General features: G+C 60.7%; 29 protein-coding genes. 16 read left to right on the forward strand and 13 right to left on the reverse strand.

All coding sequences use genetic code 11. The annotated features are described in order from the left end of the window. Positions 1-207 precede the first annotated feature (207 nt). A complete protein-coding gene (locus ABTV22_RS18405) occupies positions 208-954 on the reverse strand; it encodes a tellurite resistance TerB family protein (protein WP_433735925.1) in 747 nt (248 codons plus the stop codon). 260 nt (positions 955-1,214) lie between these two features. Between ABTV22_RS18405 and pcsA the strand changes: the two genes are divergently transcribed. From pcsA to ABTV22_RS18420, 3 genes are all read left to right on the forward strand, one after another. Further along, entirely contained in the window at positions 1,215-1,937 is a 723-nt protein-coding gene (gene pcsA / locus ABTV22_RS18410) for a phosphatidylcholine synthase (protein WP_433735926.1), read from the forward strand. Positions 1,938-1,941: 4 nt separating this feature from the next. Next, positions 1,942-2,328, forward strand: a complete 387-nt coding sequence (locus ABTV22_RS18415) for a DUF488 domain-containing protein (RefSeq protein WP_433735927.1) — start codon at positions 1,942-1,944, stop codon at positions 2,326-2,328. Between the two features lie 200 nt (positions 2,329-2,528). Continuing rightward, complete coding sequence (locus ABTV22_RS18420; protein ID WP_433735928.1) at positions 2,529-3,455, forward strand: universal stress protein; 927 nt, start codon at positions 2,529-2,531, stop codon at positions 3,453-3,455. A 131-nt stretch (positions 3,456-3,586) separates the two neighbouring features. Here ABTV22_RS18420 and ABTV22_RS18425 read toward each other — a convergent pair whose 3' ends face one another. Further along, a complete protein-coding gene (locus ABTV22_RS18425; protein WP_433735929.1) occupies positions 3,587-4,399 on the reverse strand; it encodes a class I SAM-dependent methyltransferase in 813 nt (270 codons plus the stop codon). 37 nt (positions 4,400-4,436) lie between these two features. After that, positions 4,437-4,706, reverse strand: coding sequence for a DUF4242 domain-containing protein (locus tag ABTV22_RS18430; protein WP_433735930.1), 270 nt, complete (start codon positions 4,704-4,706; stop codon positions 4,437-4,439). 189 nt (positions 4,707-4,895) lie between these two features. Here ABTV22_RS18430 and ABTV22_RS18435 point away from each other — a divergent pair, with 189 nt between their 5' ends. Continuing rightward, on the forward strand, positions 4,896-5,861 hold the full coding sequence (locus tag ABTV22_RS18435; RefSeq protein WP_433735931.1) for an AraC family transcriptional regulator: 966 nt from the start codon (positions 4,896-4,898) through the stop codon (positions 5,859-5,861). Between the two features lie 98 nt (positions 5,862-5,959). On the opposite strand, the gene ABTV22_RS18440 is transcribed toward ABTV22_RS18435, so the two are convergent. From ABTV22_RS18440 to ABTV22_RS18450, 3 genes are all read right to left on the reverse strand, one after another. Then, complete coding sequence (locus ABTV22_RS18440) at positions 5,960-7,159, reverse strand: cytochrome c biogenesis protein DipZ (protein ID WP_433735932.1); 1,200 nt, start codon at positions 7,157-7,159, stop codon at positions 5,960-5,962. A 140-nt stretch (positions 7,160-7,299) separates the two neighbouring features. Continuing rightward, on the reverse strand, positions 7,300-7,512 hold the full coding sequence (locus ABTV22_RS18445; RefSeq protein ID WP_433735933.1) for a hypothetical protein: 213 nt from the start codon (positions 7,510-7,512) through the stop codon (positions 7,300-7,302). Between the two features lie 41 nt (positions 7,513-7,553). Then, a complete protein-coding gene (locus tag ABTV22_RS18450) occupies positions 7,554-7,817 on the reverse strand; it encodes a DUF2790 domain-containing protein (protein WP_433735934.1) in 264 nt (87 codons plus the stop codon). A 305-nt stretch (positions 7,818-8,122) separates the two neighbouring features. Between ABTV22_RS18450 and ABTV22_RS18455 the strand changes: the two genes are divergently transcribed. Both ABTV22_RS18455 and ABTV22_RS18460 read left to right on the forward strand, forming a co-directional pair. Beyond that, on the forward strand, positions 8,123-8,863 hold the full coding sequence (locus ABTV22_RS18455; protein WP_433735935.1) for a response regulator: 741 nt from the start codon (positions 8,123-8,125) through the stop codon (positions 8,861-8,863). After that, entirely contained in the window at positions 8,860-10,188 is a 1,329-nt protein-coding gene (locus tag ABTV22_RS18460; protein WP_433735936.1) for an ATP-binding protein, read from the forward strand. Before ABTV22_RS18455 ends, ABTV22_RS18460 begins: the two co-directional genes overlap by 4 nt. A gap of 471 nt (positions 10,189-10,659) precedes the next feature. On the opposite strand, the gene ABTV22_RS18465 is transcribed toward ABTV22_RS18460, so the two are convergent. The 3 genes from ABTV22_RS18465 to ABTV22_RS18475 form a co-directional block, all read right to left on the reverse strand. After that, positions 10,660-11,379 carry an HvfC family RiPP maturation protein gene (locus tag ABTV22_RS18465; RefSeq protein WP_433741444.1) on the reverse strand — a complete coding sequence of 240 codons (720 nt, stop codon included), beginning with the start codon at positions 11,377-11,379 and terminating at the stop codon, positions 10,660-10,662. Positions 11,380-11,392: 13 nt separating this feature from the next. Next, entirely contained in the window at positions 11,393-12,247 is an 855-nt protein-coding gene (locus ABTV22_RS18470) for an HvfB family MNIO-type RiPP peptide maturase (RefSeq protein WP_433735937.1), read from the reverse strand. A 142-nt stretch (positions 12,248-12,389) separates the two neighbouring features. Next, positions 12,390-13,724 (reverse strand): acetamidase/formamidase family protein, encoded by a 1,335-nt coding sequence (locus tag ABTV22_RS18475; protein ID WP_433735938.1) that lies wholly within the window; start codon positions 13,722-13,724, stop codon positions 12,390-12,392. Between the two features lie 474 nt (positions 13,725-14,198). Between ABTV22_RS18475 and ABTV22_RS18480 the strand changes: the two genes are divergently transcribed. Continuing rightward, a complete protein-coding gene (locus tag ABTV22_RS18480; protein ID WP_433735939.1) occupies positions 14,199-15,245 on the forward strand; it encodes a class I SAM-dependent methyltransferase in 1,047 nt (348 codons plus the stop codon). Between the two features lie 118 nt (positions 15,246-15,363). Next, positions 15,364-16,206 (forward strand): NAD-dependent protein deacetylase, encoded by an 843-nt coding sequence (locus ABTV22_RS18485; RefSeq protein WP_433735940.1) that lies wholly within the window; start codon positions 15,364-15,366, stop codon positions 16,204-16,206. Between the two features lie 101 nt (positions 16,207-16,307). On the opposite strand, the gene ABTV22_RS18490 is transcribed toward ABTV22_RS18485, so the two are convergent. Next, positions 16,308-17,207 carry a LysR substrate-binding domain-containing protein gene (locus ABTV22_RS18490; protein WP_433735941.1) on the reverse strand — a complete coding sequence of 300 codons (900 nt, stop codon included), beginning with the start codon at positions 17,205-17,207 and terminating at the stop codon, positions 16,308-16,310. 293 nt (positions 17,208-17,500) lie between these two features. Here ABTV22_RS18490 and ABTV22_RS18495 point away from each other — a divergent pair, with 293 nt between their 5' ends. The 3 genes from ABTV22_RS18495 to ABTV22_RS18505 are packed head-to-tail and all read left to right on the forward strand — an operon-like array spanning position 17,501 to position 20,094. After that, complete coding sequence (locus ABTV22_RS18495; protein ID WP_046816298.1) at positions 17,501-18,199, forward strand: CoA transferase subunit A; 699 nt, start codon at positions 17,501-17,503, stop codon at positions 18,197-18,199. A gap of 36 nt (positions 18,200-18,235) precedes the next feature. Then, positions 18,236-18,901 (forward strand): CoA transferase subunit B, encoded by a 666-nt coding sequence (locus tag ABTV22_RS18500; protein ID WP_433735942.1) that lies wholly within the window; start codon positions 18,236-18,238, stop codon positions 18,899-18,901. A gap of 11 nt (positions 18,902-18,912) precedes the next feature. Next, positions 18,913-20,094, forward strand: a complete 1,182-nt coding sequence (locus ABTV22_RS18505; protein WP_433735943.1) for an acetyl-CoA C-acetyltransferase — start codon at positions 18,913-18,915, stop codon at positions 20,092-20,094. A 205-nt stretch (positions 20,095-20,299) separates the two neighbouring features. Here ABTV22_RS18505 and ABTV22_RS18510 read toward each other — a convergent pair whose 3' ends face one another. Continuing rightward, the gene (locus ABTV22_RS18510; protein WP_433735944.1) at positions 20,300-21,619 is read right to left on the reverse strand and encodes an Nramp family divalent metal transporter; all 1,320 of its coding nucleotides are present in this window, start codon (positions 21,617-21,619) and stop codon (positions 20,300-20,302) included. A 232-nt stretch (positions 21,620-21,851) separates the two neighbouring features. Here ABTV22_RS18510 and ABTV22_RS18515 point away from each other — a divergent pair, with 232 nt between their 5' ends. From ABTV22_RS18515 to ABTV22_RS18535, 5 genes are all read left to right on the forward strand, one after another. Continuing rightward, on the forward strand, positions 21,852-22,643 hold the full coding sequence (locus ABTV22_RS18515) for a hypothetical protein (protein ID WP_433735945.1): 792 nt from the start codon (positions 21,852-21,854) through the stop codon (positions 22,641-22,643). Positions 22,644-22,726: 83 nt separating this feature from the next. After that, positions 22,727-23,398, forward strand: a complete 672-nt coding sequence (locus ABTV22_RS18520) for a glutathione S-transferase family protein (protein WP_433735946.1) — start codon at positions 22,727-22,729, stop codon at positions 23,396-23,398. A 348-nt stretch (positions 23,399-23,746) separates the two neighbouring features. Further along, positions 23,747-23,941, forward strand: a complete 195-nt coding sequence (gene relB, locus ABTV22_RS18525) for a type II toxin-antitoxin system RelB family antitoxin (protein ID WP_433735947.1) — start codon at positions 23,747-23,749, stop codon at positions 23,939-23,941. After that, positions 23,928-24,227, forward strand: coding sequence for a type II toxin-antitoxin system RelE/ParE family toxin (locus tag ABTV22_RS18530; RefSeq protein WP_433735948.1), 300 nt, complete (start codon positions 23,928-23,930; stop codon positions 24,225-24,227). The genes relB and ABTV22_RS18530 overlap by 14 nt, the downstream gene beginning before the upstream one ends. Before the next feature lie 75 nt (positions 24,228-24,302). Continuing rightward, positions 24,303-24,875 carry a hypothetical protein gene (locus ABTV22_RS18535; RefSeq protein ID WP_433735949.1) on the forward strand — a complete coding sequence of 191 codons (573 nt, stop codon included), beginning with the start codon at positions 24,303-24,305 and terminating at the stop codon, positions 24,873-24,875. Between the two features lie 3 nt (positions 24,876-24,878). Here the strand turns inward: ABTV22_RS18535 and ABTV22_RS18540 are convergent, their stop codons facing one another. Together ABTV22_RS18540 and ABTV22_RS18545 are read right to left on the reverse strand one after the other, a co-directional pair. Continuing rightward, the gene (locus ABTV22_RS18540; RefSeq protein ID WP_433735950.1) at positions 24,879-25,595 is read right to left on the reverse strand and encodes an alpha/beta hydrolase; all 717 of its coding nucleotides are present in this window, start codon (positions 25,593-25,595) and stop codon (positions 24,879-24,881) included. Between the two features lie 182 nt (positions 25,596-25,777). Next, positions 25,778-26,890, reverse strand: a complete 1,113-nt coding sequence (locus ABTV22_RS18545; protein WP_433735951.1) for a succinylglutamate desuccinylase/aspartoacylase family protein — start codon at positions 26,888-26,890, stop codon at positions 25,778-25,780. Positions 26,891-26,992 lie beyond the last annotated feature (102 nt).

Consider the following 26,992-nt stretch of genomic DNA (forward strand, 5'->3'; position numbering starts at 1 on the left):
CCTTCGGCAGCTCCTACAGGTTTTCAGGCGGGTGAATACCTGTGGGTGCTGGCTTGTCGGGCCGACGCAGCGCAGGCGATCTGATTTCACGGATGTACTGCGTCCACTGTAGGAGCTGCCGCAGGCTGCGATCTTTTGATCTTGCTTCTAAAAATCAAAAGATCGCAGCCTGCGGCAGCTCCTACAGGGCAAATTTCTGCAGATCGGTCAGGCAGCACCACCCCTGGCCTGCTGCTCCAGATGCACCTGCAAATCCGGATCGATGTTCAGCGCCGCCGCCAGTTCATCCAGATAGCTGCGTTCGGCATCTTGCTGATCGTCCACCAGCATCACGCTGGCCAGGTACATTTCGGCGGCCATGCCGGGGTCGGTGGCCGATTGCGCCACGTCGGTGGCATCTAGCGGCTTGGCGACTTCTTCATCGAGCCATTGCTGCAACTGCGGGTCATCGGTGTGGCGGGCGATTTCGGCATTGATCATCTGCTTTTCAGCATCATCGAACCGGCCGTCAGCCTTGGCCGCGGCAATCAAGGCGCGAAGGATCGCGTGACTATGTTCTTCGACTTCGGGGCCGGCGAGCATGTCTACCGTGCGCATCGCCTGTTGAGGCGCCTGTTGTTGCGTGGCTTGGTTGCGTTGCCAGGACTGATACGCCTGAAATGCCATCATCCCCAGGGACGCGAGCGCGGCATAGTTGGCCCCGCCACCAGAGCGCGAGGGCGCTGAACCGCCCATCGGCGAGCCACCACCCAGCAAACCGCCGAGTAACCCGCCCAGACCGCCCATCCCCCCGGCGCCGGCGCTGGCCCCGCCACCACCGCCACCACCGAGCAGGCCACCGAGCAACCCGCCCAGATCGCCGAGCCCGCCTTGAGCCGACATCCCGCCGCCCTGTTGCGACAGGGAGCCCTGGCCGCCGCGCAGTAATTGTTCGAGCAGATCGCTGGTGTTCATGACGAGGTCCTCATCGATGGGGTGGATCCAGTCAAACAACGATAGTCCTCGCCGGAAAATGCGCTACCACCGTTTGGCCGAAGCGCCCCGGTGCCCGTCCGGGAGATTCCACGGCCTTTTTTTACGGTCAAGCTAAGATTCATAGGTGGTGAACCTTATTCCCGGATACCCGGTCGATACCTGCAACCCGACCCGGTTTGCCGCCGCCTTCGACACCGAGGGCGATGACTGGCTTGCTTCACTTTCTGGAGAACGCCCCCGTGATTACGACCCTACACATCGCCAGACTCAAAGCATGGGGCGCCCATGGTTTCACCGCCACCGGCGTGGTCACCGCGTTCCTGGCCACCCTCGCCCTGCTCGACAACCAGCCGACCACCTGCCTGTTGTGGCTGGGCGTGGCCTTGATCGTCGACGGGCTGGACGGCGCGTTGGCGCGCAAGGTCAATGTGCAGTCGGTGCTGCCGAGTTTCGACGGTTCGATCCTCGATCTGGTCATCGATTACCTGACGTATGTGTTCATTCCGGCGCTGTTCATCTATCGCTACATCCCGCTACCGGAGTACACGCTGCTGCTGACCGTATCGCTGATCCTGGTGTCCTCACTGTTCTGCTTCTGCAACGTCAACATGAAAAGCAAGGACAACTACTTCCAGGGTTTCCCCGCCGCGTGGAACGTGGTTGCCCTGTGCCTGTACATCATCGCGCCGTCGCCATGGATCACTTTCCTGACGGTAATCGGCCTGGCGCTGCTGACGCTGACCCGGATGAAATTCCTGCACCCGTTTCGCGTGCGCCGCTTCATGCCGATCAACATTGCGGTGACGGCGATCTGGCTGCTGTGCAGCCTGTCGCTGGTGATTAACCACCCGGTGATCAATCCGCTGGTGATGGGGCTGTGGCTGCTGATGTCGGCGTACTTCCTGGGGATCTGCTTCTGGCGCACGGCCCTGGAATGGTTCGACGAATCGCGGCTCAAGTAACGCCATGCCGATTCATATCGTGCGCCTGGGCTCACCGCGCCAACCCGATGAAGGCTTGCGCCTGGGCACCGTGCGCCGCCCACCACGAGGTGTACCCAAGGCCGAGTTCGCCACCCGGGATTTCTATGATGTGTGGCAGCCATTGCTGTCGCCCAGCGCAGAGCTGGTGGCCGAAGCACTGGCGGCTCACGACGCCAAGGCCTGGGCCGTGTTCGTGCGCAAGTTCAAGGCTGAAATGAAGCACCCGGCGGCCAGCCAGATGCTGGACCTGCTGGCCGCCCTTTCCCACCGGACGTCCCTGGCCATCGGTTGTTATTGCGAGGAAGAAGCGCACTGTCATCGGTCGGTATTGCGTGAGTTGCTGCAGGCGCGAGGCGCGAAGATCATTTAAGTCACACCAAAAATCCCTGTGGGAGCGGGCTTGCCCGCGATGACGGCGTATCTGCCAATATTCATGTCGACTGACACTGCGCTATCGCGAGCAAGCCCGCTCCCACAGGGCCTTGTGTGCACACACCTCCGATAACCGGCCCCAACAGCCGTCAATCCTGGTCAATACTTAACAAGCCGAACGCCCCCGGGAGGTTTGTCATGTCCGAGCAATCACGCTTCATGCTGGTGACTTCGCCGCTGATGGAACACAGCCCGGCCTTTGATCGCGCCGCCGCGCTGGCCAAGGCTGAAGAGGCGGCGTTGCACATCGTGGCGTTCGATTATCTGGAAGGCCTGGCGACGGCCGGCATGGTCAATGAACAGGCCCTGGAACAGATGCGCCTGGGCTACGTCGATCGCCACCGCCAATGGCTTGAAGACCAGGCCCGGCCCCTGCGCAAGATCGGCGTGCACGTCACCACCGAAGTGGCGTGGGTGCACGACCCGCTGGAAGAAATCCTGATTCACCTCAAGGAACAGCCGATGGACGTGCTGATCAAGGCGCTGGATCACCCATCGCGGCTGTCGCGATTGATGTTCACCCCGCTGGATGTGCACCTGTTGCGTGAGTGCCCGGTGCCCTTGCACTTTGTCAGCCACGCCGTGAATGCCCTGCCGCGCAAAGTGGTTGCGGCCGTGGACCCCTTCCACCGCGATGACCAGTACAAAAGCTTCAACGACCGCATCCTGCATGAAGCCTCGAAACTGGCCAGTGCCTGCAATGCCGAACTCGACGCGGTCTACGCCTACGATCTTTCATCCATCAGTTCCGACGAATTCGGTTTCGATAACGGCTCGGCGTTCTTTTCCTCGACCAAGAACAAGACGCTGTATGACGCACAGCTGCAAGCCTTCAACGAACTGGCCGAACGCAACGGCATCGCACAGCCGCAGCGACACATGATCATGGGCAGCCCCACCAAAGTCCTGACCCGCTATGCCCAGGCCTATGACGTCGACGTGATCGTCATGGGCCGCCTCGGTCATCGTGGCATGGGACGGCTGATTGGCAGCACAGTGGAGCACCTGCTGTACAAAATGCCTTGCAGTGTGTGGGTGGTGTACACGGAGCGATTAGATGAGTAGCTGGCCATAAACCAACGTAACCCTTCGTAGGAGCGAGGCTTGCCCGCGAACGCGCCGTGTCAGTCAATATTGATGTCGACTGATACGGCGCGTTCGCGGGCAAGCCTCGCTCCTACGGGGAGATCGTTGCTTTAACGCCTTGTGATGACCACCTCCAGGTACTCGCTCGGCACCACCAGCGACTTCTCCCCTGCCCGGTTCGAGCGGTTGAGCAGTTCGGTCATGTCGTTTTCCAGGGCCTTGGCGCTGTCCTCTGGCAATGCCGCGAACGCCTTGTGCACCGGGCCGTACCAGTGACGGAAGGTGTCGATGAAATGCGCGGCGTTGCGATAGCGGAAGTTGAAGGTCTTGCGCGCCACCTGGACCAGGAAGTTGCGCTCGTCGAAGTGCGTGTGCAACCAGGCTTCGGTGCCCCACTGCGAGGGCGGTTGCGCGCCGGGGGGTGGCGGCATGTGCTTGCCCAGGGTCTTGAACATCTGGCCGACGAAGCCTTCCGGCGTCCAGTTGGCCAGGCCGATCCGCCCTCCTGGCCGACAGACTCGCGCCAACTCCGCGGCCGCCTTGGGCTGGTCCGGCGTGAACATCACGCCGAAGGTCGAAAGCACGGCATCGAAACTGGCATCGTCAAAGGGCAGCGCTTCGGCATCGGCGACCTTGAACGTCACGTTGAGGTGTTCGGCCCTGGCCCGATCTTCTCCGCGTTCAAGCAGTGCGGCCACATAATCGGTGGAGGTGACCAGGCAACCCCGGCGCGCAGCGGCCAGCGTGGCATTGCCGTTGCCGGCGGCGACATCGAGCACTTGCTCATCGCACAGCAGGTCGCAGGCTTCGGCCAGCCGCTCGCCGACAATCTGCAACGTGGTGCCGATCACGGCGTAGTCGCCACTGGCCCAGGCGGCCATTTGACGGTTTTTCAAGGCAGTCAGATCAATGGGTGTACTCATGAATTGCGCTCCGTAGGAGTTTGGAACGCCGCCCGGCTTATTCTGCCGTGGTCGGATCGATGATGGACGTGACCTGGGAGATGCGATTGGCCGGAAAACCGCTCTGCCGGGCGTGCTCCTTGATCTGCTCTTCGCTGGGGGCAATGTACACGCAGTAGAGCTTGTCACCGGTGACATAACTCTGCAGCCACTGCACCTCGGGCAATTCGCGCAAGGTCCTGCAGGACTTTTGCGACGCCGCCTTCAAATCCCTTTCTGACAGTGTTCCAGCACCTGGTATCTCGCGTTCAATAACGAACTTCGGCATGGCAACCTCTCATTCTTTTTATGGAGACAGGGCCGGCAGTGACCCTGTGGGCAAACTATCTCTCTGGCGCGTGACGGCGTCCTGCCCGATCGTCGGCCAAGCCTGTCCGATCGTCCGGAGATTCCATGGCTGGCGGCGACAGGCTCACAATCAGTTCTTCACCCACGGTTCCCCGCACGGGAAAACACTATGGATGCCTTGTCACAGACCCTTCGCGTCGTGCGCCTGGTGGGCGCCATTTTCATCAATGCCAGGTTCACCGCGCCCTGGTGCTACCAGTCGCCGAGCGCCGACACCGCCGCGCCATTCCTGGAACCGAACGCCGAGCGGGTGGTGATCTTTCATTTGATCACCGAGGGCGAGTGTTACATCGAACTGGGAGAGGGTCCGCCACTGCTGCTGACGGCTGGCGATGTCGTGGTATTCCCCCACGGCGATGCCCATCGCATGAGTTCCCAACCGGGATTGCCCCCGGCCACTGGTGGGCGACTGGACAAGGTTCTGGCGCGGCGACCACGGCAGTTGAGCTATGGCGGAGGCGGCGCGGTCACGCGGCTGGTGTGTGGTTATCTGGCTTGTGATGCGCGCCTGGCCGGCATGTTACTGACCGGTTTGCCGTCGGTGGTACGAGTCAATGTGCGCGGCTCGCCTGCCGGTGTCTGGCTGGAATCCTCGGTGCGCTACGCCCTGGCCGAAGCCCGCTCGCCAAGACCCGGTGGCGAAGGCGTGTTGGCGAAATTGGCCGAGGTGTTGTTCATCGAAGTGCTGCGCCTGTACATGCACGAACAGGGCAAGGGCCGCACTGGTTGGCTGGCGGGCGTCAGCGACCGGATCGTCGGTGCCGCCCTCAACGCCTTGCACAAAAAACCCTGCCACACCTGGACCCTGGATGAACTGGCGCGCACCGCCGGCACGTCACGATCGGTATTGGCCGAACGCTTTCAGCAGTTGGTGGGGGTTTCGCCGATGCAGTACCTGACCCAGTGGCGCATGTTGCTGGCGGCCAACCTGTTACGCAGCAGTAACAGCTCCCTGATCCGCATTGCCGAAGAAGTGGGCTATCAGACCGACACGGCATTCAGCCGGGCGTTTCGACGCGAATATGGCGCACCACCAGCAGCGTGGCGGCGTATACAGGCGGCCTCGATGCACTGAGGCTCACCTCGTGTGGGCGCTGGCGCAGGCTGCGATCTTTTGATCTTGTTTTTGAAGGTCAAAAGATCGCAGCCTGCGCAGCGCCTACACAGAGCGGTTTAGGCCGCGGGTGCGGTCTTGGCTTCTTCCAGCAACTGCTGGATCATTTTCTCCTGATCACCGTAACCGCCTTCACCGAAGTGGGTGAAACGCACCTGGCCCTTGGCGTCTATCAGGTAGTGCGCCGGCCAGTATTGGTTGTCGAAGTTGCGCCAGATCGCGTAGTTGTTGTCGATCGCCACCGGGTAGGTGATGCCGTATTCCTTCACCTTGTCCTTGACGTTGTCGATGATGCGTTCGAAGCCGTACTCAGGGGTGTGCACGCCAATCACCACCAATCCGTCCTTCTCGTATTTCTTCGCCCAGTCCTTCACGTACGGCAGGGTGTGCTGGCAGTTGATGCAGTCGAAAGTCCAGAAATCCACCAGCACCACTTTGCCCTTGAGCGATTCGTTGGTCAGTGCCGGCGAGTTGATCCATTCCACGGCGCCGGCCAGTGACGGCATCGCGTTCGCGGACTCGGCCCTGGCCTTGCCGACAAAGTAGTCGACGACTTTCGGCACGGTTTCCAGCACGCCTTTTTCGACCTTGCCGACCGTTTCCGAGGAGGTGTTGGCCAGCAGTACATTGTCAGCGCCGGTGGAGATGACTGCCGCACCGACCAACACCGCGACTCCCGCGCCCCGACGCAACCAGCCTGTCACCGGAATCGACGGTTTCAGGCGATTGACCAGGCCGCGACCGGCGAAGATCAAGACCCCCAGGGACAAAGCACTGCCCAGACCATAGGCCACCAGCAACAGGCTGGTGCCGGCGTTCGCGCCTTGCAACATGGCACCGGAGAGGATCACCCCAAGGATCGGCCCGGCGCAGGGTGCCCAGAGCAGGCCGGTGGCGATGCCGATCATCAGCGAGCCCAGCGGACCTGAAACCTTGCGGCTGTTGGGGTCGAGGCGATTGCCCAGCAACACGAACGGTCGCGCCAGCCAGTCACCGACCCGCGCAGAGATCAGCGACAGGGCAAACAACACCATCACGACCAGAGCCACATGGCGACCGGCGTTGCTGGCCTGGATCACCCACTCGCTGCTGACCACGGCCAGGCTGGAGACCAGGGCAAAGGTCAGGGCCATGCCGCCCAGGGTCAGCAGGATCGATGAACGCTTGCGGTCGGCACCGGCGAACAGGAACGGCACCACCGGCAGGATGCACGGGCTGAGAACGGTCAATATGCCGCCCAGGAAAGCGATGAGGAACATGGGATCACCTTGATTAAAGAGGGTGGCAATTCACACCCCCCCCTGTAGGAGCGAGCATGCTCGCGATGGTGTGTCAGTCGACGAAGATTTCGAATGTACGACCATCGCGAGCATGCTCGCTCCTACAGGGGAGACGGGGTTCAAGCAGTTTGTTCATCCTGCCACTTGCCCTGGGGCGTATGGCTGGAGCCGTTTTCAGCGAGCAACGCATCGGCGTTCTGCTTCGCCATCGGTGCAAGCTGGAAGCAAGTGCTGCTGCCGCACGCGTTTTGTTCTACAGCGGCGTTGGCATGGGCCGCCGCACCGGCGATGGAGAAGGCAATAGCGGTCAGGAATCGGCTGACGTTGTTCATGGTGTGTTCCTCGCTTCTAAAGGGATGATGTGATCGCAGACTCAGTTGTCCGAGGCGCAGTTGTCGGCAATCTTGCGGTAGTCCAGGACCTGGGTTTTGCTCTGGGAATCCAGGTAGGTCAGCTGTGCATCGATCACTCCGCAGGTAGCCGAAGGGTCTTGCTTGAGCGAGAGCACTTTCTTGATGTCCAGTTGCGTGCCGTAGGAGTAGGTTTTTTCGCTGACATCGGCTTCGGCACGGGCCGACAGGGTGCAGATGTTCAGCGCGGCAAACAGGCAAGCGGCGACAACGGCTTTGGTGTTCATGGCGATCTCCTCAGGGTTTCAATAGGTCATTGCAAGTTGGGCCGAGGCGGTTTGGGTGTGCCTCGATGGAGCCTATTAAAAGCTTGGGAGGTATCGCGTATGTGTCGGGAAAAGCCCCGTGTAATTCGGTACGTATCTGAACCGGAACGGGATACAGAGCGATACAAACCGCTGAAAAATTCGCGTTTTTTTGTCCGTGTGTATCCTCAGGCAAGCCAGATACACTGCAATACAAACGCCTGCGGGCATGTAGTCCAAGGCTCGATAGACTGTGCGACATCCCCCACTTTCAGAGGCAAGCCCCCATGGAACACGTCGATCACATTCTTATCGTTGACGATGACCGCGAGATCCGGGAACTGGTGGGCAACTATCTGAAGAAGAACGGCTTGCGCACCACGGTCGTGGCGGATGGTAGGCAGATGCGCACCTTCCTCGAATCCACTCCTGTGGATTTGATCGTGCTGGACATCATGATGCCGGGGGACGATGGCCTGATGCTCTGCCGCGAGCTGCGCGCCGGCAAACACAAGGCCATTCCGGTGCTGATGCTCACCGCCCGCAACGATGAAACCGACCGCATCATCGGCCTGGAAATGGGTGCCGACGATTACTTGGTCAAGCCCTTCGCCGCCCGCGAACTGCTGGCGCGCATCAATGCCGTTCTGCGTCGCACGCGGATGCTGCCACCCAACCTGGTGGTCACCGAAAGCAGTCGCCTGCTGGGCTTCGGAAGGTGGAAGCTGGACACCTCGGCCCGACACCTGCTCGATGCCGACGGCACCATGGTTGCGCTCAGTGGCGCCGAATACCGCTTGTTGCGGGTGCTCCTCGATCACCCACAACGGGTGCTCAACCGCGACCAATTGCTCAACCTGACCCAGGGCCGCGACGCCGACCTGTTCGACCGTTCCATCGACCTGCTGGTGAGTCGCCTGCGTCAGCGTCTACTCGATGACGCCCGCGAACCGGCCTACATTAAGACCGTGCGCAGCGAGGGCTATGTGTTTTCACTGCCGGTGGAAATCGTGGGGGCGCCCGCATGAACCTCTCGATGCGCTGGCCTCGCACCCTGGCTTCACGGCTGTCGCTGATCTTCCTGATCGGCCTGATCCTCGCTCAGGCGCTGTCCTTCGGTGCGCAATATTACGAGCGTTACGAAAGCGCAAAGAACACCATGTTGGGCAACCTGGAAACCGACGTCTCGACCTCCATTGCCATTCTTGACCGCTTGCCGGTCGAAGAGCGCGCCGGTTGGCTGCAACAACTGGACCGACGCAACTACCGATACTTGCTCGACGAAGGCTCGCCAGGAAACCCCATGGGTATGGACACGCCGGATGCGCCCGTCGCGATGGCTTCGATCAAGGACGCCATCGGCAAGGATTACCCGATGACCTTCACTGACATTCCGGGCCCCAGCAAACACTTCCAGGTGCATCTGAAACTGTCGGACGGTAGTCCTTTGACCATCGACGTAAGGCCGTCGATGGTGCCGCTGTCACCCTGGTTGCCCTTCGTATTGCTCGGGCAACTGGCCCTGATGATCGCCTGCACCTGGCTGGCCGTTCGGATTGCCATCCGCCCCCTCACCCGTCTCGCCGAGGCCGTCGATACGCTCGACCCCAACGCCCACCCGGTACTGCTGGACGAGAAAGGCCCGACCGAGGTGGCCCATGCGGCCAAGGCCTTCAACGCCATGCAGGCGCGCATCGCCGCCTACCTCAAGGAGCGCATGCAACTGTTGGCGGCGATCTCCCATGATCTGCAAACGCCGATCACCCGGATGAAACTGCGCGCCGAATTCATGGACGACTCCGTGGAGAAGGACAAGCTGTGGAACGACCTGGGCGAGATGGAGCATCTGGTGCGCGAAGGGGTTGCCTATGCCCGCAGCGTCCATGGCGCCACCGAAGAAAGTCGCCGCACCGACCTGGACTCGTTCCTCGACAGCCTGGTGTTCGACTATCAAGACATGGGCAAGGACGTTCAACTGAGCGGCAAAAGCGCCAGCGTCATCGACACTCGCCCCCATGCCCTGCGCCGGGTGCTGGTGAACCTGACGGACAACGCCCTCAAATTTGCCGGCGCCGCCGAGTTGCAGGTGGAAAAGACCGCCGATGGCAGCGTGTCGGTGAAGGTCATGGACCGAGGCCCAGGTATTGCCGAAGCGGAACTGGCCCAGGTCATGGAGCCGTTCTACCGCGTGGAGAACTCGCGCAACCGCAGCACCGGGGGCACCGGCCTGGGCCTGGCGATTGCGCAACAACTGGCATTGGCGCTCGGCGGATCGCTGACGTTAAGCAATCGTGAAGGCGGCGGGTTGTGCGCCGAGCTCAAATTGCGCCAACCCCCGCAACGCCCCCTGTAGGAGCTGCCGAAGGCTGCGATCTTTCGATCTTGCTTTTAACAGTCAAAAGATCGCAGCCTCGTTACACTCGACAGCTCCTACATTTGGAATACGTTTCCTCTGTAGGAGCTGCCGAAGGCTGCGATCTTTTGATCTTGCTTTTAACAGTCAAAAGATCGCAGCCTCGTTGCACTCGACAGCTCCTACATTTGGAATGCGTTTCCTCTGTAGGAGCTGCCGAAGGCTGCGATCTTTTGATCTTGCTTTTAACAGTCAAAAAATCGCAGCCTCGTTACACTCGACAGCTCCTACATTTGGAATACGTTTCCTCTGTAGGAGCTGCCGAAGGCTGCGATCTTTTGATCTTGCTTTTAACAGTCAAAAGATCGCAGCCTCGTTACACTCGACAGCTCCTACATTTGGAATGCGTTTGCTCTGTAGGAGCTGCCGAAGGCTCGGGCCGCGTTCGGACGATCTTTTGAACGAGCGTTCTCACGCCAAACCCACAACTCCTTCCTCAAGCATCTGTTGCAACAATGCCAGACCGTTATCAAGGAACGCGGGCGACCCGGTTGCCCCCACCTCCTTCGCTAACGCTTGCAACTGATCACACCCGCTCAACTCGGGAGACTCGTCGATGCGCTGCAACAACCGCCACGCCAACGGGCTCAACGCAGAAAACTTCACACTCCAGTCTTCAGCCCGACGCACCAGCAGCAACGTCGGTTGCTCCGGCGCTTCGTCCGGCTGGTAATCCGGCCCCACCAAATGCACCGGCCAGGCATACGCCAGCGGCCAGGCCAAAGGCGAAACCTGCAACGGATGATCCGGCAACAGGTCCGCATCACCGGCGGCCAAGGGCTCGGCTTCGGATTGTTGCAATGCCATCTCCACCCATTCGTAGTGCGCCAGTTCCACCATGAACGGCGGCCACGATCCATCCGCCAGCGCCTCGGGCCCGGAGGCGAGAAACTCGACGAATTCCTCGGCGATTTCACCGAATTTCGGGGTGTGGGCGCGGTAGTCACGCAGGAAGCTGCGCACCAGTGCGCGCCAGCGTTTGTCGCCAAGAATCTGCACCAGCACCGGAAACGTCCCGCTGATCAGGGTCGACAGGTTGGCAAACACCAGCTCGCGATACACCTGGGCCCGCTTCGGGTCCATTTCCGGCGGTGGCGCGCAATGCTCGGGATCGCGCAGGTACCGGCCCATATTGCTTTGCTGATCAAACAGCGAGCGCGTAGCCACGGTTCACCTCCTGAGTCTGCAAGCGGCGGATGGTCCGCAATTCAGCGACCAATTCGGAAAATACCGGGAAGTTGAAATCCCGCTCCAGCAAGGTCGGTTGCGCGCCGAAGCGGGCATAGGCCTGGGCCAGCAACGACCACACCGCCGGCTTGACCGATGCGCCATGGGTGTCGATTTTCAAGGTGTCGGACTCATCAAAATGCCCGGCGATGTGCATCGCCACCACGCGATCCGCATCGATACCGGCCAGAAAGGTACGCGGATCGAAGCCGTGGTTGATCGAGTTGACATAAACGTTGTTGACGTCCAGCAACAGGTCGCAATCGGCTTCACGCAGCACGGCGTTGGTGAAGGTCACCTCGTCCATGTCCTGTTGTGGTGCGGCGTAGTAGGAGACGTTTTCTACCGCCAGGCGACGGCCGAGAATGTCTTGAGCCTGACGGATACGCGCGGCAACGTGATGCACCGCCTCTTCGGTAAAGGGCAACGGCAACAGGTCGTAGAGATGACCGTCATCGCTGCAATAGCTCAGGTGTTCGCTGTACAGCGGCACGTTGTAGTGATCGAGGAACTGCCGCACTTCTTGCAAAAAACCGACGTCCAGCGGCGACGGTCCGCCAAGGGACAGGGACAAGCCGTGGCAGGACAATGGATAGCGCTCGGCCAATGTACGCAGCGCCACACCGTGGGCGCCGCCGATGCCGATCCAGTTTTCTGGCGCGACTTCGAGAAAATCAAAATGGCCGGCCGGGGCAGCCAGGAGGTCCTTCATTAAACCGCGACGCAAGCCGAGCCCGGCGCTGGCCTTCGCTGTTGAGGTGGGGGTCTGCATGGTGTTGATCTCAAGTGGTCAGTACACGCACACAGTTAATCGCGGTGATGTATCGAAGCTGTGTTAATCGCTGACGGAAAACAGCAGGATTTGTATCGCCAACGGGTCTGTACACACTCTGGTACAGACCCGTGGAACAGGCTTACGCGAGGTCGTACTTCTCGCGTACAAGATGGCCGATGCCCATGCGGTCCAGTACGTTCATCGGGCACAGGAAGGTCACGCGCACAGTGCCCGGCAGGCGGCTGATGTCGATGGAACCGGTGATGGTGGCGCGGTTGAGCACTTCGTCATACGGCAGGCCGGTGACGTCGGCAGCGCGCTGCAAACCATTCTCCACCGCCAGGTTGAGGTTTTCACCACTGCCGATGAAGGTGATCGGGCCGCTCTTCTCGATCTCGTGCTGACCCCAGCGCTCGCCCAATGCACGGACACTGGCCCGCTGCTCGGCGTTCATGGGCCGTGCCATCGGCGGCAGGTCGTCGAGGTTTTGCAGCAGGATCGGGCCTTCCAGGGTCAGGTTTTTCACCACCTGCACCACCACTTCGGTTTCCCCGGAGCAATCGGTGGCGTGACCGGCGATCTCGCCGTTGCCCTGCTGAGCATGCATGTCGCCCATGTACACCCCAGCGCCCGGCACCTTCACTGGGCAGATCAATACGCAGCCTTCGCGGATCGAGTTGGTGTCCATGTGGCCATCGGTCTTGGCCGCGTGCAGTGCTTCGCGGGTCATGCCGAAACGGTGCGGGGCGTTGATCAGGTATTGGCCGAAATCGGCGCAGTTGTGCGAGTCAGGCAAGTCGCGCGAGGGCATCGTGCCGATGTTGCCGAGGAACGGCCGCATGTGCGCGGCGACGCCGGGGATGTCGGCGCGGGCCAGGGACAGGATCGAATGTTGGGCGGCGAATTCCGGTAGCGCCGACATCTCTGATGCGTTACCGGCCAGTTGATTGGCGATGTCCTGGTTGACCGTCAGGCTGACCTGGTTCTGCGCATCGAACACGATCACATAGCCGTGACTGAAGCGGAACGCGCTGACTTCGGCGCCGCAGTGGTTACAGCGGATCGCGTCCTCACCGATGCCTTCGACATGGCTGGCCGGGTGTTCGGTGCCGCACTTGGAACAGAATTTGGCGACAAACGGATCGCCGTTGTAGCGCCCCTCGACGAAGCTCATGACCCCGGACGACGTGGCCAGTGAGGTGACGCGCATGCTTTTGATCTTGATCGCCACTGCGTCACCGATTTGCGCGCCTACGATGGCCACCGGCTGGGTCACTTCGTGTCCGCCCTCGAAGGCCGGCGTAATCATCGGCCCCCAGCAGCCCGGCGGTGTCCCGGTGATCAGGGTGCCACCGTCGGCCAATGGGCCGAGCATCGGCTGGCTCGGGCCGATGATGCCGCTGGTGTAGCGATCGACCCGCAGGCGATTGACTGGCGTGGCGTTGAGATTGGGTTCAGGTACGAGCGTTGTCATTGTGGTCCCCTCGAAGGCAAGCAAACGGCCGCAGACACAGACGGCCAGAGAAGGGTTCCGGCCGCCACGGTTCACGGCGCCAGAACGGCCTGAACAGTTCATCGCAGGTTTGTATCTGGTCTGTGTTCGGTGGTGGCGTCGAGTGCTGGCGAACTGTATCGGGAGGCCGGTTGGATACAGTGGAATACAGACCAAGGTATGGCCGACGCACGATCTGTAGGAGCGAGGCTTGCCCGCGAAGACGGTGTGTCAGTCATAAGGATTTTTCTGAGACTGCGCCTTCGCGGGCAAGCCTCGCTCCTACGGGGTTCGGCGGTAGATTTCGTCGTCCCGGGCAACAGTGCTTGCGTCTGAAGCTAAACTTAATGCACCCAGGACGCACAGATCGTCCTGCCCATTCCCACGACCACCGCCCAGCGGCGAATGCCCAGGCAACCACCTCTGGACCGTGATCCTCTTGAAGGAGCACACGTGATGGACGAGGCCAGACTCAACGATTTCATGGGCAAACTGGTCAATGACATGGGTGGCGCGGCGATGCTCGCCAATGTGATTCTCGGCGAAGAACTCGGCCTGTACCGGGCCATGGCCGACAGTCAGCCGATCAGCCCTGAAACCCTCGCCGACAAAACCGGCTGCAACCCCCGCCTGGTGCGCGAATGGCTCAGCGCCCATGCCGCCTCGGGGTACATGGAACACAACGGCGGCCAGTTCCGCCTCCCGGAAGAACAGGCCCTGGCCCTGGCCATCGAAGACTCGCCCGTCTATATCGCGGCGGGTGTCGGGGTGGTCGCGGCACTTTTCCATGACAAGGACAAACTGGTCAAAGCCATGCGCGGCGATGGCGGCCTGCCCTGGGGCGATCACCATCCGTGCATGTTCAGCGGCACGGAACGGTTCTTCCGCCCCGGCTACAAGGCGCACCTGATCGCCGAATGGCTGCCGGCCCTCGATGGCGTGGTGGCCAAGCTTGAGGCCGGGGCCAAGGTCGCGGACATCGGCTGCGGCCATGGTGCCTCGACGGTGATCATGGCCCAGGCCTATCCCGAGTCGCGGTTCGTCGGTTTTGACTACCACGCACCTTCCGTGACCGTCGCCACCCAACGTGCTGAAGAAGGTGGTGTTTCCGGCCGGGCACGGTTCTTCCAGGGCACGGCGAAAAGCTACCCAGGCAACGACTACGACTTGATCTGCTACTTCGATTGCCTGCACGACATGGGCGACCCGGTGGGCGCGGCCAAACATGCGTACGAGTCTTTGAAGCCCGATGGAACCGTGTTGCTGGTGGAACCCTTCGCCAACGACACCCTGGACGACAACATCAACCCGGTGGGCCGGTTGTTCTATGCGGCCTCGACCTTTATCTGCACGCCCAACTCGCTGTCCCAGGAAGTCGGTCTGGGTCTTGGCGCCCAAGCGGGTGAGGCGCGGTTGCGCAAAGTGTTCACCGAGGCGGGTTTCACAAGCTTCCGTCGGGCGACGGAAACGCCGTTCAACTTGATTCTGGAGGCCCGTAAATAAACACGATGACCACTGCCTGCAAACCACTTACTGTAGGAGCTGCCGAAGGCTGCGATCTTTTGATCTTTAAAAGATCGCAGCCTTCGGCAGCTCCTACAGGTATTGCGGGGTTCATTTGATGCTCGACAGCCTGATCCATAAACAGCTCGACCACCTCCAGCAGCTCATGGCCGACGAGCCGTTCGTGGTCCTGACCGGTGCGGGTATCAGTACGCCATCGGGCATTCCGGATTATCGCGACAACCAGGGCGTACGGCGTGGCCGGCAGCCGATGATGTATCAGGAATTTCTCTCGGCGCCCGAATCCCGGCGGCGCTACTGGGCCCGGGCGATGCTTGGCTGGCCGCGCGTGCGCCAGGCGCGACCGAACGTGGCCCACGACACCCTCGCCCACCTGCAAAGCAATCGGCTAATCAGCGGGCTGATCACCCAGAACGTCGACACCTTGCACGACCAGGCTGGCAGCCATGACGTGATCGAACTCCACGGCAGCCTGCACCGGGTACTGTGCCTGGACTGTGGAAAACGCAGCGAGCGCGATTCGATCCAGCAGTTGATGGAAACGCAAAATCCGTACTTGGCCGGCGTGGACGCGGTGCAGGCGCCAGACGGTGATACCTTGCTGGACCCGGCTTTCGAAGCGCGTTTCCAAGTCCCGTATTGCCCCCATTGTTCAGGCATTCGGATGAAGCCGGACGTGGTGTTTTTTGGCGAGAACGTCGCCCAGGAGACAGCCGCCAAAGCGATGGTCGCGGTGGAAAGGGCCGCGGGCTTACTGGTGATTGGCTCATCGTTGATGGCCTATTCGGCGTTCCGCCTGTGCCGGGCGGTGGTGGATCAAGGCAAGCCGTTGCTGGCGATCAACCTGGGCAAGACCCGGGCGGATGACATGCTGGATGTGAAGGTCGAGGGGTCGTGTGAGCAGCTTTTACCGCTGTTGGCCCACCGCCTGAACACCTGACGAAACCTGCCCCCGTGTAGGAGCTGCCGAAGGCTGCGATCTTTTGATCTTCAAAGGCAAAAGATCGCAGCCTTCGGCAGCTCCTACAGGTCAGCGATGTGTCACCGGAGCAAGCGCTTCCCGAGATTTTCTTCCTTGAGTACATCAAACAACGCCTGCGCCGCCGCCGACAGTTCGCCTCCCGGCAAGGTCAGCACGCCTATGGCCCGTTCCACCACCGGGTCGCGCAAGGTAATGCAGTGCGCGCCCAACTCGCGCATCTGGCCGGCGCACAATGCAGGAACCGCACTGACGCCCAATCCGCTGGCGACCATGCGCCCGACCGTCGCCAGTTGATGGCTTTCAAACTCCACCGGCAATTTCATCCCCCGAGCCTGCAGGTGTTCTTCGAGCATCACCCGCAAGGTCGACGGGCGTTGCAAAGTGATGAACGGTTCCTTGAGCAACGCCTGCCAATCGATTTCATCCCGCTCGACCAGCGGCGAATCCTGAGGCACCACCGCCACGAAACGGTCGATGTACAGCGGGGTGAATTGCAATGAAGAATTCTGAGTGGGTTCGAACGCCACCCCCAGTTCTACCTGACGGTCACGGACCATTTCCAGCACCTGCTCGTTGATCACGTCGTTGACCGTGACGTTGACGTTCGGATACCGGGCACGGAAGGTCTTGAGGATCGGTGGCAGCAGGTTACCGGCAAAGGATGGCATGGCCGCCAGGGTCACGCGGCCGCGTTGCAGGGTGAAACGCTGACGCAATTCATCCTCGGCATTGTCCCAGTCGGCGATCAATCGGCGCGCCAGCGGTACCAGCGCTTCGCCTTCGGCGGTCAGCGCCACATTACGCGTGTTACGGGTGAACAATCGCCCGCCCAGGCCGTCTTCCAGCGCCTTGATGGTCAGGCTCAAGGCCGATTGCGACAGGTGCAGGCGTTCGCAGGCGACAGCGAAACTCAGGCTTTGGGCCACGGCGAGGAAAGCGCGGATCTGCTTGACGGTCATACACGACATCCCCAAGACAACTACATTGATTCGACATCACAAAGGCCCACTGTAGGAGCTGCCGAAGGCTGCGATCTTTTGATCTTCTGCGATTTGGACACCGTTGAAAAACAAGATCAAAAGATCGCAGCCTTCGGCAGCTCCTACGGGCGTGGTTTCGACATTGGTCATTGCATTATTGAGTATTACCAATTAATCAACCTTAAAAATCAACTTAACAAATATATTTCACGGCGAGACACTCAACCCCCATACGGCTAGCCAGCCGCCCACAAAGAATAAAAGAGGTGCATATGGCAGGTTTCGACAAGCGCGTGAGTTCCTACGAGGAAGCGCTGGCAGGTCTTGAAGACGGCATGACCGTGATCGCTGGCGGCTTCGGGCTGTGCGGGATTCCGGAGAACCTGATCAATGAGATCAAGCGCAAGGGCACTCGCGACCTCACTGTGGTCTCCAACAACTGTGGCGTCGACGGTTTCGGCCTGGGCGTATTGCTGACAGACCGTCAGATCAGCAAGGTTGTGGCCTCCTACGTCGGCGAGAACAAGCTGTTCGAAGAGCAACTTCTCAAGGGCGAGATCGAAGTCATCCTGACCCCTCAAGGCACCCTCGCCGAGAAAATGCGCGCCGGCGGCGCCGGTATCCCGGCCTTCTTCACCGCCACCGGCGTCGGCACCCCGGTTGCCGAAGGCAAGGAAGTGCGCGAGTTCCATGGCCGCAAGTACCTGATGGAAGAATCCATCACCGGCGACTTCGCCATCGTCAAAGGCTGGAAAGCCGACCATTTCGGTAACGTCATCTACCGTCACACCGCCCAGAACTTCAACCCGCTGGCCGCCACCGCCGGCAAGATCACCGTGGTCGAAGTCGAAGAAATCGTCGAACCCGGCGAGCTGGACCCGGCGCAGATCCACACCCCAGGCATCTACGTCGACCGGATCATCTGCGGCACGTTCGAGAAGCGCATCGAACAACGCACCGTACGCAAGTGATCCCCTGCCCCCGGACCGAATGAAGGAATAACAACAATGGCACTTTCCCGCGAACAAATGGCTCAACGCGTCGCCCGCGAACTGCACGACGGCTACTACGTGAACCTGGGTATCGGCATTCCGACCCTGGTCGCCAACTATGTCCCTGAAGGCATGGACGTCATGCTGCAATCGGAAAACGGCCTGCTGGGCATGGGTCCGTTTCCGACCGAAGAAACCATCGATGCCGACATGATCAACGCCGGCAAGCAAACCGTGACCGCGCGCATCGGCGCTTCGATCTTTTCCTCCGCCGAGTCCTTCGCGATGATTCGCGGCGGTCATGTCGACCTGACTGTGCTGGGCGCGTTTGAAGTTGACGTGCAAGGCAACATCGCCTCCTGGATGATCCCTGGCAAGCTGGTCAAGGGCATGGGCGGCGCCATGGACCTGGTGGCTGGCGCCGACAACATCATCGTTCTCATGACCCACGCGTCCAAGGACGGTGAGTCCAAGCTCCTGTCCCAGTGCAGCCTGCCGCTGACCGGCGCCGGTTGCATCAAGCGTGTGCTGACCGACCTGGCTTACCTTGAAATCGATAACGGCGCGTTCATTCTCAAAGAGCGTGCACCGGGTGTCAGCGTCGAAGAGATCGTCGCCAAGACCGCCGGTAAACTGATCGTCCCGGAGCACGTTCCGGAGATGCAGTTCGCTGACCAGTGAGGAATCATTCCATGCAAGAAGTCGTCATTGTTGCTGCCACGCGCACCGCGATCGGCAGCTTCCAGGGTACCCTGGCCAATGTGTCTGCAGTGGATCTGGGCGCGGCGGTGATCCGTCAGTTGCTGGCGCAAACCGGCCTGGACCCTGCGCAAGTCGATGAAGTGATCATGGGCCAGGTGTTGACCGCCGGTGCCGGGCAAAACCCTGCACGCCAGGCGTCGATCAAAGCCGGCCTGCCCGTCGCCGTACCGGCCATGACCCTGAACAAGGTCTGCGGCTCGGGCCTCAAGGCCCTGCACCTGGCTACCCAGGCGATCCGCTGCGGCGATGCCGATGTGATCATCGCCGGCGGTCAGGAAAGCATGAGCCTGGCCAACTACGTCATGCCCGGTGCCCGCACCGGCCTGCGTATGGGCCACGCGCAAATCGTCGACACCATGATCAGCGATGGCCTGTGGGATGCGTTCAACGATTACCACATGGGCATCACCGCCGAGAACCTGGTGGATAAATACGGCATCAGCCGCGAGGCGCAGGACGCCTTCGCCGCCGCCTCGCAGCAGAAAGCCACGGCGGCCATCGAAGCCGGGCGTTTTGTCGATGAAATCACACCAATCCTGATCCCGCAGCGCAAGGGCGATCCGTTGTCCTTCGCCACCGACGAACAGCCACGGGCCGGCACCACCGCCGAATCCCTGGGCAAGCTCAAGCCGGCCTTTAAAAAGGACGGTTCGGTGACTGCCGGCAACGCTTCGTCGCTGAACGACGGTGCCGCCGCCGTAATTCTGATGAGCGCGGAAAAAGCCAAGGCCCTGGGCCTGCCGGTCCTGGCAAAAATCGCCGCTTACGCCAATGCGGGCGTGGACCCGGCGATCATGGGCATCGGCCCGGTGTCGGCTACCCGCCGCTGCCTGGACAAGGCCGGCTGGTCCATCGATCAGCTTGAGCTGGTTGAGGCCAACGAAGCCTTCGCCGCGCAATCGCTGGCCGTGGCCAAGGACCTGGAATGGGATTTGAACAAGGTCAACGTCAACGGCGGCGCTATCGCCTTGGGCCACCCCATCGGTGCCTCGGGCTGCCGCGTACTGGTGACCCTGCTGCATGAAATGATCAAGCGCGATGCCAAGAAAGGCCTCGCCACTCTGTGCATCGGTGGTGGTCAGGGCGTGGCATTGGCGATCGAGCGAGCTTAAAGCGTTCAACAGACTGCGCGGGGACCCACGAAGAGCCGCGCAGCCTGGAAAAACACCCGGTGCGATTTGCGTCGCACCGGGTTCTTTTTTGCCTGCGTTTTTATCAGGTGGACCGCGTTATCGTTCTTCGCGAGCAGGCTCGCTCCCACAGGGCCATGCACTTCGACCTGTGGGAGCGAGCCTGCTCGCGAAGAGGCCGGCCCATTCACCCGAAAAGTTGCAGGATCAACCAGCTGTTAGCCCCGCTGATCACTACAAAAAGTCCCCACGCCAACACCCGCGTCGGCAGCCGATTCACAAACGGCCCCATCAGTGTCTGATCATTGGTCATGCGAATCAGCGGATACAGCGCAAACGGCAGCTGCAGACTCAGCACAACCTGACTCAGCACCAACAACTTGCCCACCGCATCGTCGCCCATCAGCCACACCCCAATGAACGCGGGAATCAGCGCTAATCCACGGGTGATCAGACGTCGTTGCCAGCACGGCAGCCGCAGATTCAGAAATCCCTCCATGATCACCTGGCCGGCGATGGTGCCGGTGAAAGTCGAACTCTGCCCCGAGGCCAGCAGCGCGACGCCAAACAGCACGCTGGCCAACGCGCCACCCACCAGTGGATCAAGCAAGTGATAGGCGTCCTGGATGTCGACCACATCGGTATGCCCGCTCTGGTGAAACGCCGCCGCGGCAAGGATCAGGATCGCCGCGTTGACCAGCAGCGCCAGGGCCAGGGAGCCGATGGTGTCGATGCGTGCCAGTTTGACCGCGTCCTGCTTGCTGGCCGTGTCCTTGCCGATAAGCCGCGTTTGCACGATCGAGGTGTGCAGGTACAGGTTATGCGGCATTACCGTGGCGCCCAGAATACCTATCGCCAGGTACAGAGGCGCTGCATCGGCGATGGCGGACAATGACGGGCTGAAGCCCTGGGCCACGTCCGGCCAGTAGGGTTTGATCAGCAGCAGCTCGACGAAGAAACACGCACCGATAGTCCCAACCAGCACCAACATGATCGCTTCCAGACGCCGGAAGCCACGGTTTTGCAGGGCCAATACCAGCAAGGTGTCGAACGCGGTCAGGGCGATACCAAAGGTCAGCGAACACCCCAGCAACAAATGAAACGCCAGGGCACAGCCAAGCACTTCGGCGAGGTCGGTGGCGATGATCGAGATTTCCGCCAGCACCCACTGGGTACGGGCCGTCCGTGTGCTGTAGCGTTCTCGGCACAACTGCGCCAGGTCACGCCCGGTGGCGATACCCAGACGTGAGCACAGGCACTGCACCACCATCCCCGCCAGGCTCGCCAGCAGCACTACGAACAACAGGCTGTAGCCAAACCGCGACCCGGCCTCGATGGCGGTCGCCCAGTTGCCCGGGTCCATGTAGCCAATGGACACCAACAAGCCGGGACCGGCAAAGCGCAAGACACGTTTGAAAAATGATGCACTGGGGTCAACGGCAACAGTGCCCGCCACTTCCGGCGGGCAAAACGGCGCGGTGCCGACTTTGGGCAAACTGAATTTCACGTGATGGTCCGTCAGCAGGTGGGAAGGCGCAGCTTAGACGTTTCAGTGCATGTGTAACACCCCGTGTAGGAGCTGCCGAAGGCTGCGATCTTCTGGTTTTGTTTTTAAAAATCAAGGTCAAAAGATCGCAGCCTGCGGCAGCTCCTAGGGGGATCATTTTGTATACATAACTTGTGTACATGCAGAATGTTCCTGTTAATGTTGCAAACTGACACACGCTGGAGACGTAACCGTGCTGATGCTCAAACTACTGGTGATTCCAGGCTTTCTGCTGCTGATTTCCCTGGCGGGTAAACGCTGGGGACCGAGTGTGGCGGGTTGGTTGTCGGGGTTGCCGGTGGTGGTCGGGCCGATTCTGTTCTTTCTCGCCATCGAACAGGGTGAACAGTTCGCAGCGCAATCGGCCTTGGCGGCACTGTCGGCGATGTTCGCGATGATCGCCTTCTGCGTGACCTACGCGCAGGTCGCCCAGCGCACGGGATGGCCGCTGGCGCTGGCGATTTCACTGTCGGTGTGGGCCGTGGTTGCGGTGCTGCTGTCGTTGATCCCGCCGTCTCTGCCGGTTTCAGTGATCGCCGCCGCGACAGCCCTTTTGGCCGCGCCCTACCTGTTTCCGTCGGTGCAACCGATCGTTTCCGGCCCGGCGCCCAAGTCCGATAAATTGCTGCTGCGAATGGTGGCCGGCGCCCTGCTGACCCTCGCCGTCACCTTGCTCGCCAGCACCGTCGGCGACCGCTGGAGCGGACTGCTCGCGGTGTTCCCGGTGCTGGGCAGCGTGATGGCCGTTTTTTCCCAGCAGACCCGTGGGCCGGCGTTTACCGCTGCCCTGCTGCGGGCGACTGCCACTGGCATGTATTCGTTCTCGGCGTTTTGTCTGGTGTTGGCGTTAACACTGCCAAGCATGGGGATGAGCGCATTTGCCTTGGGTGTGGCCGTGTCGGTGGCCATGCTGGGCGTAACCAAGCGCCTGCTCAGAAGCACCGCCACAAGCAGCGCAACACGTTCGATTCATTCGCACGAGTAGCCCAACAACACCGTACGTCAATCGAATGGGTTTGGCCCAACATCAGCCTCAGTTCACCACCACTACCGACTGAGGCCTTCACCATGAAATTCTTTTTCCACCCTTCGCCCAACCCAATGAAAGTCGCCCTGCTGCTCGAAGAGTTGCAAACGCCCTACGAGTTGATCGGTGTCGACACCTTCAAGGGTGAGCAACACCTACCCGCCTTCCTGGCGATCAACCCGAACGCCAAGGTGCCTGCGCTGATCGATGGCGACGCCACGGTCTTCGACTCCCAGGCCATCCTGCTGCACTTGGCACAAAAACATCAGCGCTTCCTGCCCACCAACACTGCCGGCCATGGCCAATTGTTGTCGTGGCTGATGTTCATCGCCACGGGCCTGTCACCGTTCTCCGGCCAGGCCGTGCACTTCCTGCACCACGCTCCCGAGGACCTGCCTTATGCGAAGAACCGTTATCTCAAGGAAGTCGAACGCCACTACCGTGTGCTTGATCAGCGCCTGGCCGAACACCAATACCTGGCTGGCGACGTCTACAGCATCGCCGACATGGCGCTCTGGGGCTGGGCCAACTACGCGCCGTATATCCTCGGTGAAAACGGCCTGGCGGCGTACCCGAACGTCAAGCGCCTGTTCGACGAAATCAGCGCTCGTCCGGCTGCCCAACGTGCACTCGGCCTGAAGGAAAAACTGGTGCTGAAGGCTGAGTTCGACGAGGAAACCCGTCGCAACCTGTTCCCGCAAAATCAGGCGTAAACAGCCAGCTTGTTCCTGCTGAGGTGATCAAGCGTTATCCGGTGCGGCGGGAAGTTTGACTGTGCCGGCCCCTGTGGCGAGGAATTCCCTTGCCGCAGGTTTCGGCTATTCGGGTATCAGCAAAGCGCATCGTTTGTCTTTGAATAGGCGTCCTACAACGGACATTTCGTAAAAGGATCGAGGAAATATCCGACGCTTTTTTAAGGTTGGCGGTCAGAAGCGTAGCGCTTAGATTTGCTTCGGCTGAAGTAGCCAATGCCGTCCTACGACAGGGGGTACTTCATCGACACAGCAACGACAACGACCCACATTCCTAATAGACTGCTTTGCATTGATCCTGGAGGTCACATGAGCGCCGAACTTTCCCCCATCGTTTCAGAGTTTGAAACCGAAGAGCAGGCCGCCAGCTATGATCGCTGGTTCCGCGCCAGGGTACAGGCATCGCTGGATGATCCACGTCCGAGTATTCCACATGACGAAGCCATGGCCATGGTTGAGCAAATGTTAGAAGACAAGCGTAAAGCTCGTCGTGCGGCTCGTTAAGTGGAAGCTTCAAGCTCTTGACGCCCTGACAGAAATCATCGATTACATCGAGCAATACAGCCCCGCTGCAGCTACCTCGCTGCACCGCACGATTGTGACTGCAACTGAAGGTTTATCCTTTATGCCCTACAGCTTCAAGTCCGGCCGATTGCCCGATACCAGGGAAATGGTTGTCCACCCGAACTATGTGGTGGTCTACCAAGTGATAGAGCAAGTTGAAATTCTCGCCGTTTTGCATGCCAGGCAGGAATATCCTCGACCCCAAGCATCAACAACCGTCCGTTAGCCCACACTGGAACACGCCCCAACCTCCATGGGATGATCGCGCCCCCACTGCGCGACCTTCCCTGGAGATTCACCCATGTCACTGTTGAGTAAAAAAGCCGTTGTCCTGCTGCTGGCGGCGGCTGCCACGTTGGGGGCGCTGAATGCACAGGCCGCCAAGGCCACGGCGAAGGAAACGGCATCGGTTCAGAAAGTCTCGATGCTCGGCGGCAAATTCACGTTCACCCTGCCCAAGGGCTTCGTCGCCAACCCGCTACCGGCCAGCCCCACCGGCGCGAGCGGCACCATGTACGCTAACGAAACCACCAAAACCGTGGTGATCGCCGCTGAAAACAGCCTGCCGGAAGGCACCACGGTCAAGGACAATGATGGCGCATTTCTTGATGGCACCGTGGCCGACTTCGACGCCGCACAGCGCAAGGCGCTACCGGATTACAACAAGCTCAGCGAAAAAAGCCTGACCCTGAAAAGTACCGGGCTGGGTGTGCGTCAGGTCGACAGCACCGCCACCCAGGGCGGCGGCATGACCCTCAACACCACGCTGATGGCGGCCTCCGGCAGTCACATGAGCGTGATTCAGGTCATTTCCCGCCCCGGCGACATGGCGGCCCACGAGACACTGATCAAGCAGATCGTCAGCGGCAAATGAACCTCAGGGATTGAGGCGCTGCAACCAGGCGCTCAAGTCCTGGATCTCTTCGGTACTGATGCTGTGACCGACACCCTGGTAAGCGTGAAACTCAGGCTCGAGTGAGACGCTTTTCAGCAGGCTGTTGGCCTCGGTGCCGTCACTGAATGGCAGGCGCGTGTCCGCCGTGCCATGACCGATGAAAATCGCCAGCGACTGGCGTTTTTCATCCGGTTTCAACTCAGACCTGAGCACCGGCAAAACTCGCCCGCTCAATGCTGCAAAGCCACCCACCGCTTCGGGATGTCGCAGGGCGACTTCGTAGGACATGATCGCGCCCTGGCTGAACCCCACCAGAAATACCTTGGCAGGTTCGGTGTGATATTTCTGCGCCGCCTGTGCAATGAAATCGAGCAGCAACTGGCCACTGGCGTTCAGGTCATCGGTCTCACCGTTGTAGGCACCTTCACCCTTCTTGCGAAACCACTGGTAGCTGCCCTCTTCCATCACCATCGGCGCCCGCACTGACAGGTAGTTGTACTGCGCAGGCAGAAACTCCTTGATGCCGAACAGGTCCCCCTCGTTACTGCCATAACCGTGGAGGAAAATCACCAGGGGCTCGTCGCGGGAGTCGGCATTGGCCTGCTCCAGGTACTTGAGCGGCAGATCGGTTTGCAGTGGGGTTTGAGCGTGGACAGCGGCGGATGCCAGTAGCGTGAGCAGAGCGAGAATCTTCAACATAAGCCTTCCTTCACAGTGCGCAGGTTTCGGGGTTGAGCCTAACACTGAGAAGCACGCCGAGGTATTTTCGGTGTGTCGACTGCCGTCATCGCCAGCAAGCTGTGCTCCTACAGGACAACACCAATCCCGTAGGAGCACAGCTTGCTGGCGATGAGGCCCAGTGAGCCACCGACGATTCCCGATCAGTCGTTGATCAGCTTGCCCGCCCGAATCGGCTCACGCCCCGCCACCTTCGCCTGCCACGTCCCCGGCTGCGTGTAACGCCCGCGATCGATGGCGAACAATACGCCACTGGTTCCGGCACTCACGGTGGTGACCTTGTCGTTCAGCGGGTCGACCACTTCAAACAGGGCATCGCCCTTCTCCACCCATTCACCGGCTTCGCGCAGGAAACTGACGACGCCGTGATGCGGGGCGAACAGGTATTGAGTCCCTTCAAACGGCATGCCCTCACAGCATTCGTCCGGCGCAGCCGGCCAGGTGCCCTTGATGAAGCCCTGCTCGGCGAGAAAGCCCAGAATGGCCTCGCAATTGGCTTGTGCCTGATCAACCCGGGTGTCGCCCATGCTGCCCAGTTCAAGGGTGGTCGCCAGGTTAGCCGGTGGGATCGCGGCGTTCGGGAATGCCCGGGCCAGACGCAACCACGGCGAGGAACAAGACTCGTCGAACGAGCTGCCACCGGAGTCTTCACACAGCAACGCCACGCCAGCCTTTAAACGCGCAGCCAGGGATTGCCACTGCGGCCAGTGTTGCGGCAAGGCGTAAATGTGAATGGCGGCGTCAAAATCGCAATGCAGATCGAGGGTGATATCCGCGTCGCAGGCATGGCGCAGCAGCAAGCGATGCATCGCCTCCAGTTGTGAGGTTGCAGCCGGCAGCCCATCGAGTACCTGGCCCATGGTCTGGCGGATCAGCGCGATATTGGCCTCGGCATCGGTGCCCAGGCGATCACCGATCAACTGCGCCACCGGGGCGCTGAGTTCGACGAACGCGCGGTTGAAGTTCTTACCGCTGCCGAGCTCAAAACGGCCCATGTGGCTGCCTTGCAGATGCTGATCAAGCCCGATGGGGTTGGCCACCGGCACCAGTTCGATGACGCCTTGCAACTGCCCCTGGCTTTCCAGCTCGGCCAGGCGTTTCTTCAGTTCCCAGGCGGTGCGCATGCCCGGCAGTTCATCGGCGTGCAGGCTGGCCTGGATGTAGACCTTGCGCGTGCCGGCGCCATAGCGGAACACGCTGAGCGTGCGTTCGGTCCCGAGGTGGCTCCAGGGCAGTGGATGGTCGATGCGTTGCATAGCGGGAACTCCTGAAATACTGGAAAACGGCGAGATCACCTGTGGGAGCGAGCCTGCTCGCGATAACGGTTGGTCAGGCACTGATGCACTGACTGATCGATC

The sequence above is a fragment of the Pseudomonas putida genome (genome assembly GCF_050990305.1).
In the GTDB taxonomy this organism is placed as follows: domain Bacteria; phylum Pseudomonadota; class Gammaproteobacteria; order Pseudomonadales; family Pseudomonadaceae; genus Aquipseudomonas; species Aquipseudomonas putida_AH.

What these genes read in the sequence shown, in the direction of transcription:
- ABTV22_RS18405 (WP_433735925.1), bottom strand. Translation starts at nt 954, where the DNA reads ATGAACACCAGCGATCTGCTCGAACAATTACTGCGCGGCGGCCAGGGC.
- ABTV22_RS18415 (WP_433735927.1), top strand. Translation starts at nt 1,942, where the DNA reads ATGCCGATTCATATCGTGCGCCTGGGCTCACCGCGCCAACCCGATGAA.
- ABTV22_RS18420 (WP_433735928.1), top strand. Translation starts at nt 2,529, where the DNA reads ATGTCCGAGCAATCACGCTTCATGCTGGTGACTTCGCCGCTGATGGAA.
- ABTV22_RS18425 (WP_433735929.1), bottom strand. Translation starts at nt 4,399, where the DNA reads ATGAGTACACCCATTGATCTGACTGCCTTGAAAAACCGTCAAATGGCC.
- ABTV22_RS18430 (WP_433735930.1), bottom strand. Translation starts at nt 4,706, where the DNA reads ATGCCGAAGTTCGTTATTGAACGCGAGATACCAGGTGCTGGAACACTG.
- ABTV22_RS18435 (WP_433735931.1), top strand. Translation starts at nt 4,896, where the DNA reads ATGGATGCCTTGTCACAGACCCTTCGCGTCGTGCGCCTGGTGGGCGCC.
- ABTV22_RS18440 (WP_433735932.1), bottom strand. Translation starts at nt 7,159, where the DNA reads ATGTTCCTCATCGCTTTCCTGGGCGGCATATTGACCGTTCTCAGCCCG.
- ABTV22_RS18445 (WP_433735933.1), bottom strand. Translation starts at nt 7,512, where the DNA reads ATGAACAACGTCAGCCGATTCCTGACCGCTATTGCCTTCTCCATCGCC.
- ABTV22_RS18450 (WP_433735934.1), bottom strand. Translation starts at nt 7,817, where the DNA reads ATGAACACCAAAGCCGTTGTCGCCGCTTGCCTGTTTGCCGCGCTGAAC.
- ABTV22_RS18455 (WP_433735935.1), top strand. Translation starts at nt 8,123, where the DNA reads ATGGAACACGTCGATCACATTCTTATCGTTGACGATGACCGCGAGATC.
- ABTV22_RS18460 (WP_433735936.1), top strand. Translation starts at nt 8,860, where the DNA reads ATGAACCTCTCGATGCGCTGGCCTCGCACCCTGGCTTCACGGCTGTCG.
- ABTV22_RS18465 (WP_433741444.1), bottom strand. Translation starts at nt 11,379, where the DNA reads ATGGGCCGGTACCTGCGCGATCCCGAGCATTGCGCGCCACCGCCGGAA.
- ABTV22_RS18470 (WP_433735937.1), bottom strand. Translation starts at nt 12,247, where the DNA reads ATGCAGACCCCCACCTCAACAGCGAAGGCCAGCGCCGGGCTCGGCTTG.
- ABTV22_RS18475 (WP_433735938.1), bottom strand. Translation starts at nt 13,724, where the DNA reads ATGACAACGCTCGTACCTGAACCCAATCTCAACGCCACGCCAGTCAAT.
- ABTV22_RS18480 (WP_433735939.1), top strand. Translation starts at nt 14,199, where the DNA reads ATGGACGAGGCCAGACTCAACGATTTCATGGGCAAACTGGTCAATGAC.
- ABTV22_RS18485 (WP_433735940.1), top strand. Translation starts at nt 15,364, where the DNA reads ATGCTCGACAGCCTGATCCATAAACAGCTCGACCACCTCCAGCAGCTC.
- ABTV22_RS18490 (WP_433735941.1), bottom strand. Translation starts at nt 17,207, where the DNA reads ATGACCGTCAAGCAGATCCGCGCTTTCCTCGCCGTGGCCCAAAGCCTG.
- ABTV22_RS18495 (WP_046816298.1), top strand. Translation starts at nt 17,501, where the DNA reads ATGGCAGGTTTCGACAAGCGCGTGAGTTCCTACGAGGAAGCGCTGGCA.
- ABTV22_RS18500 (WP_433735942.1), top strand. Translation starts at nt 18,236, where the DNA reads ATGGCACTTTCCCGCGAACAAATGGCTCAACGCGTCGCCCGCGAACTG.
- ABTV22_RS18505 (WP_433735943.1), top strand. Translation starts at nt 18,913, where the DNA reads ATGCAAGAAGTCGTCATTGTTGCTGCCACGCGCACCGCGATCGGCAGC.
- ABTV22_RS18520 (WP_433735946.1), top strand. Translation starts at nt 22,727, where the DNA reads ATGAAATTCTTTTTCCACCCTTCGCCCAACCCAATGAAAGTCGCCCTG.
- relB (WP_433735947.1), top strand. Translation starts at nt 23,747, where the DNA reads ATGAGCGCCGAACTTTCCCCCATCGTTTCAGAGTTTGAAACCGAAGAG.
- ABTV22_RS18535 (WP_433735949.1), top strand. Translation starts at nt 24,303, where the DNA reads ATGTCACTGTTGAGTAAAAAAGCCGTTGTCCTGCTGCTGGCGGCGGCT.
- ABTV22_RS18540 (WP_433735950.1), bottom strand. Translation starts at nt 25,595, where the DNA reads ATGTTGAAGATTCTCGCTCTGCTCACGCTACTGGCATCCGCCGCTGTC.
- ABTV22_RS18545 (WP_433735951.1), bottom strand. Translation starts at nt 26,890, where the DNA reads ATGCAACGCATCGACCATCCACTGCCCTGGAGCCACCTCGGGACCGAA.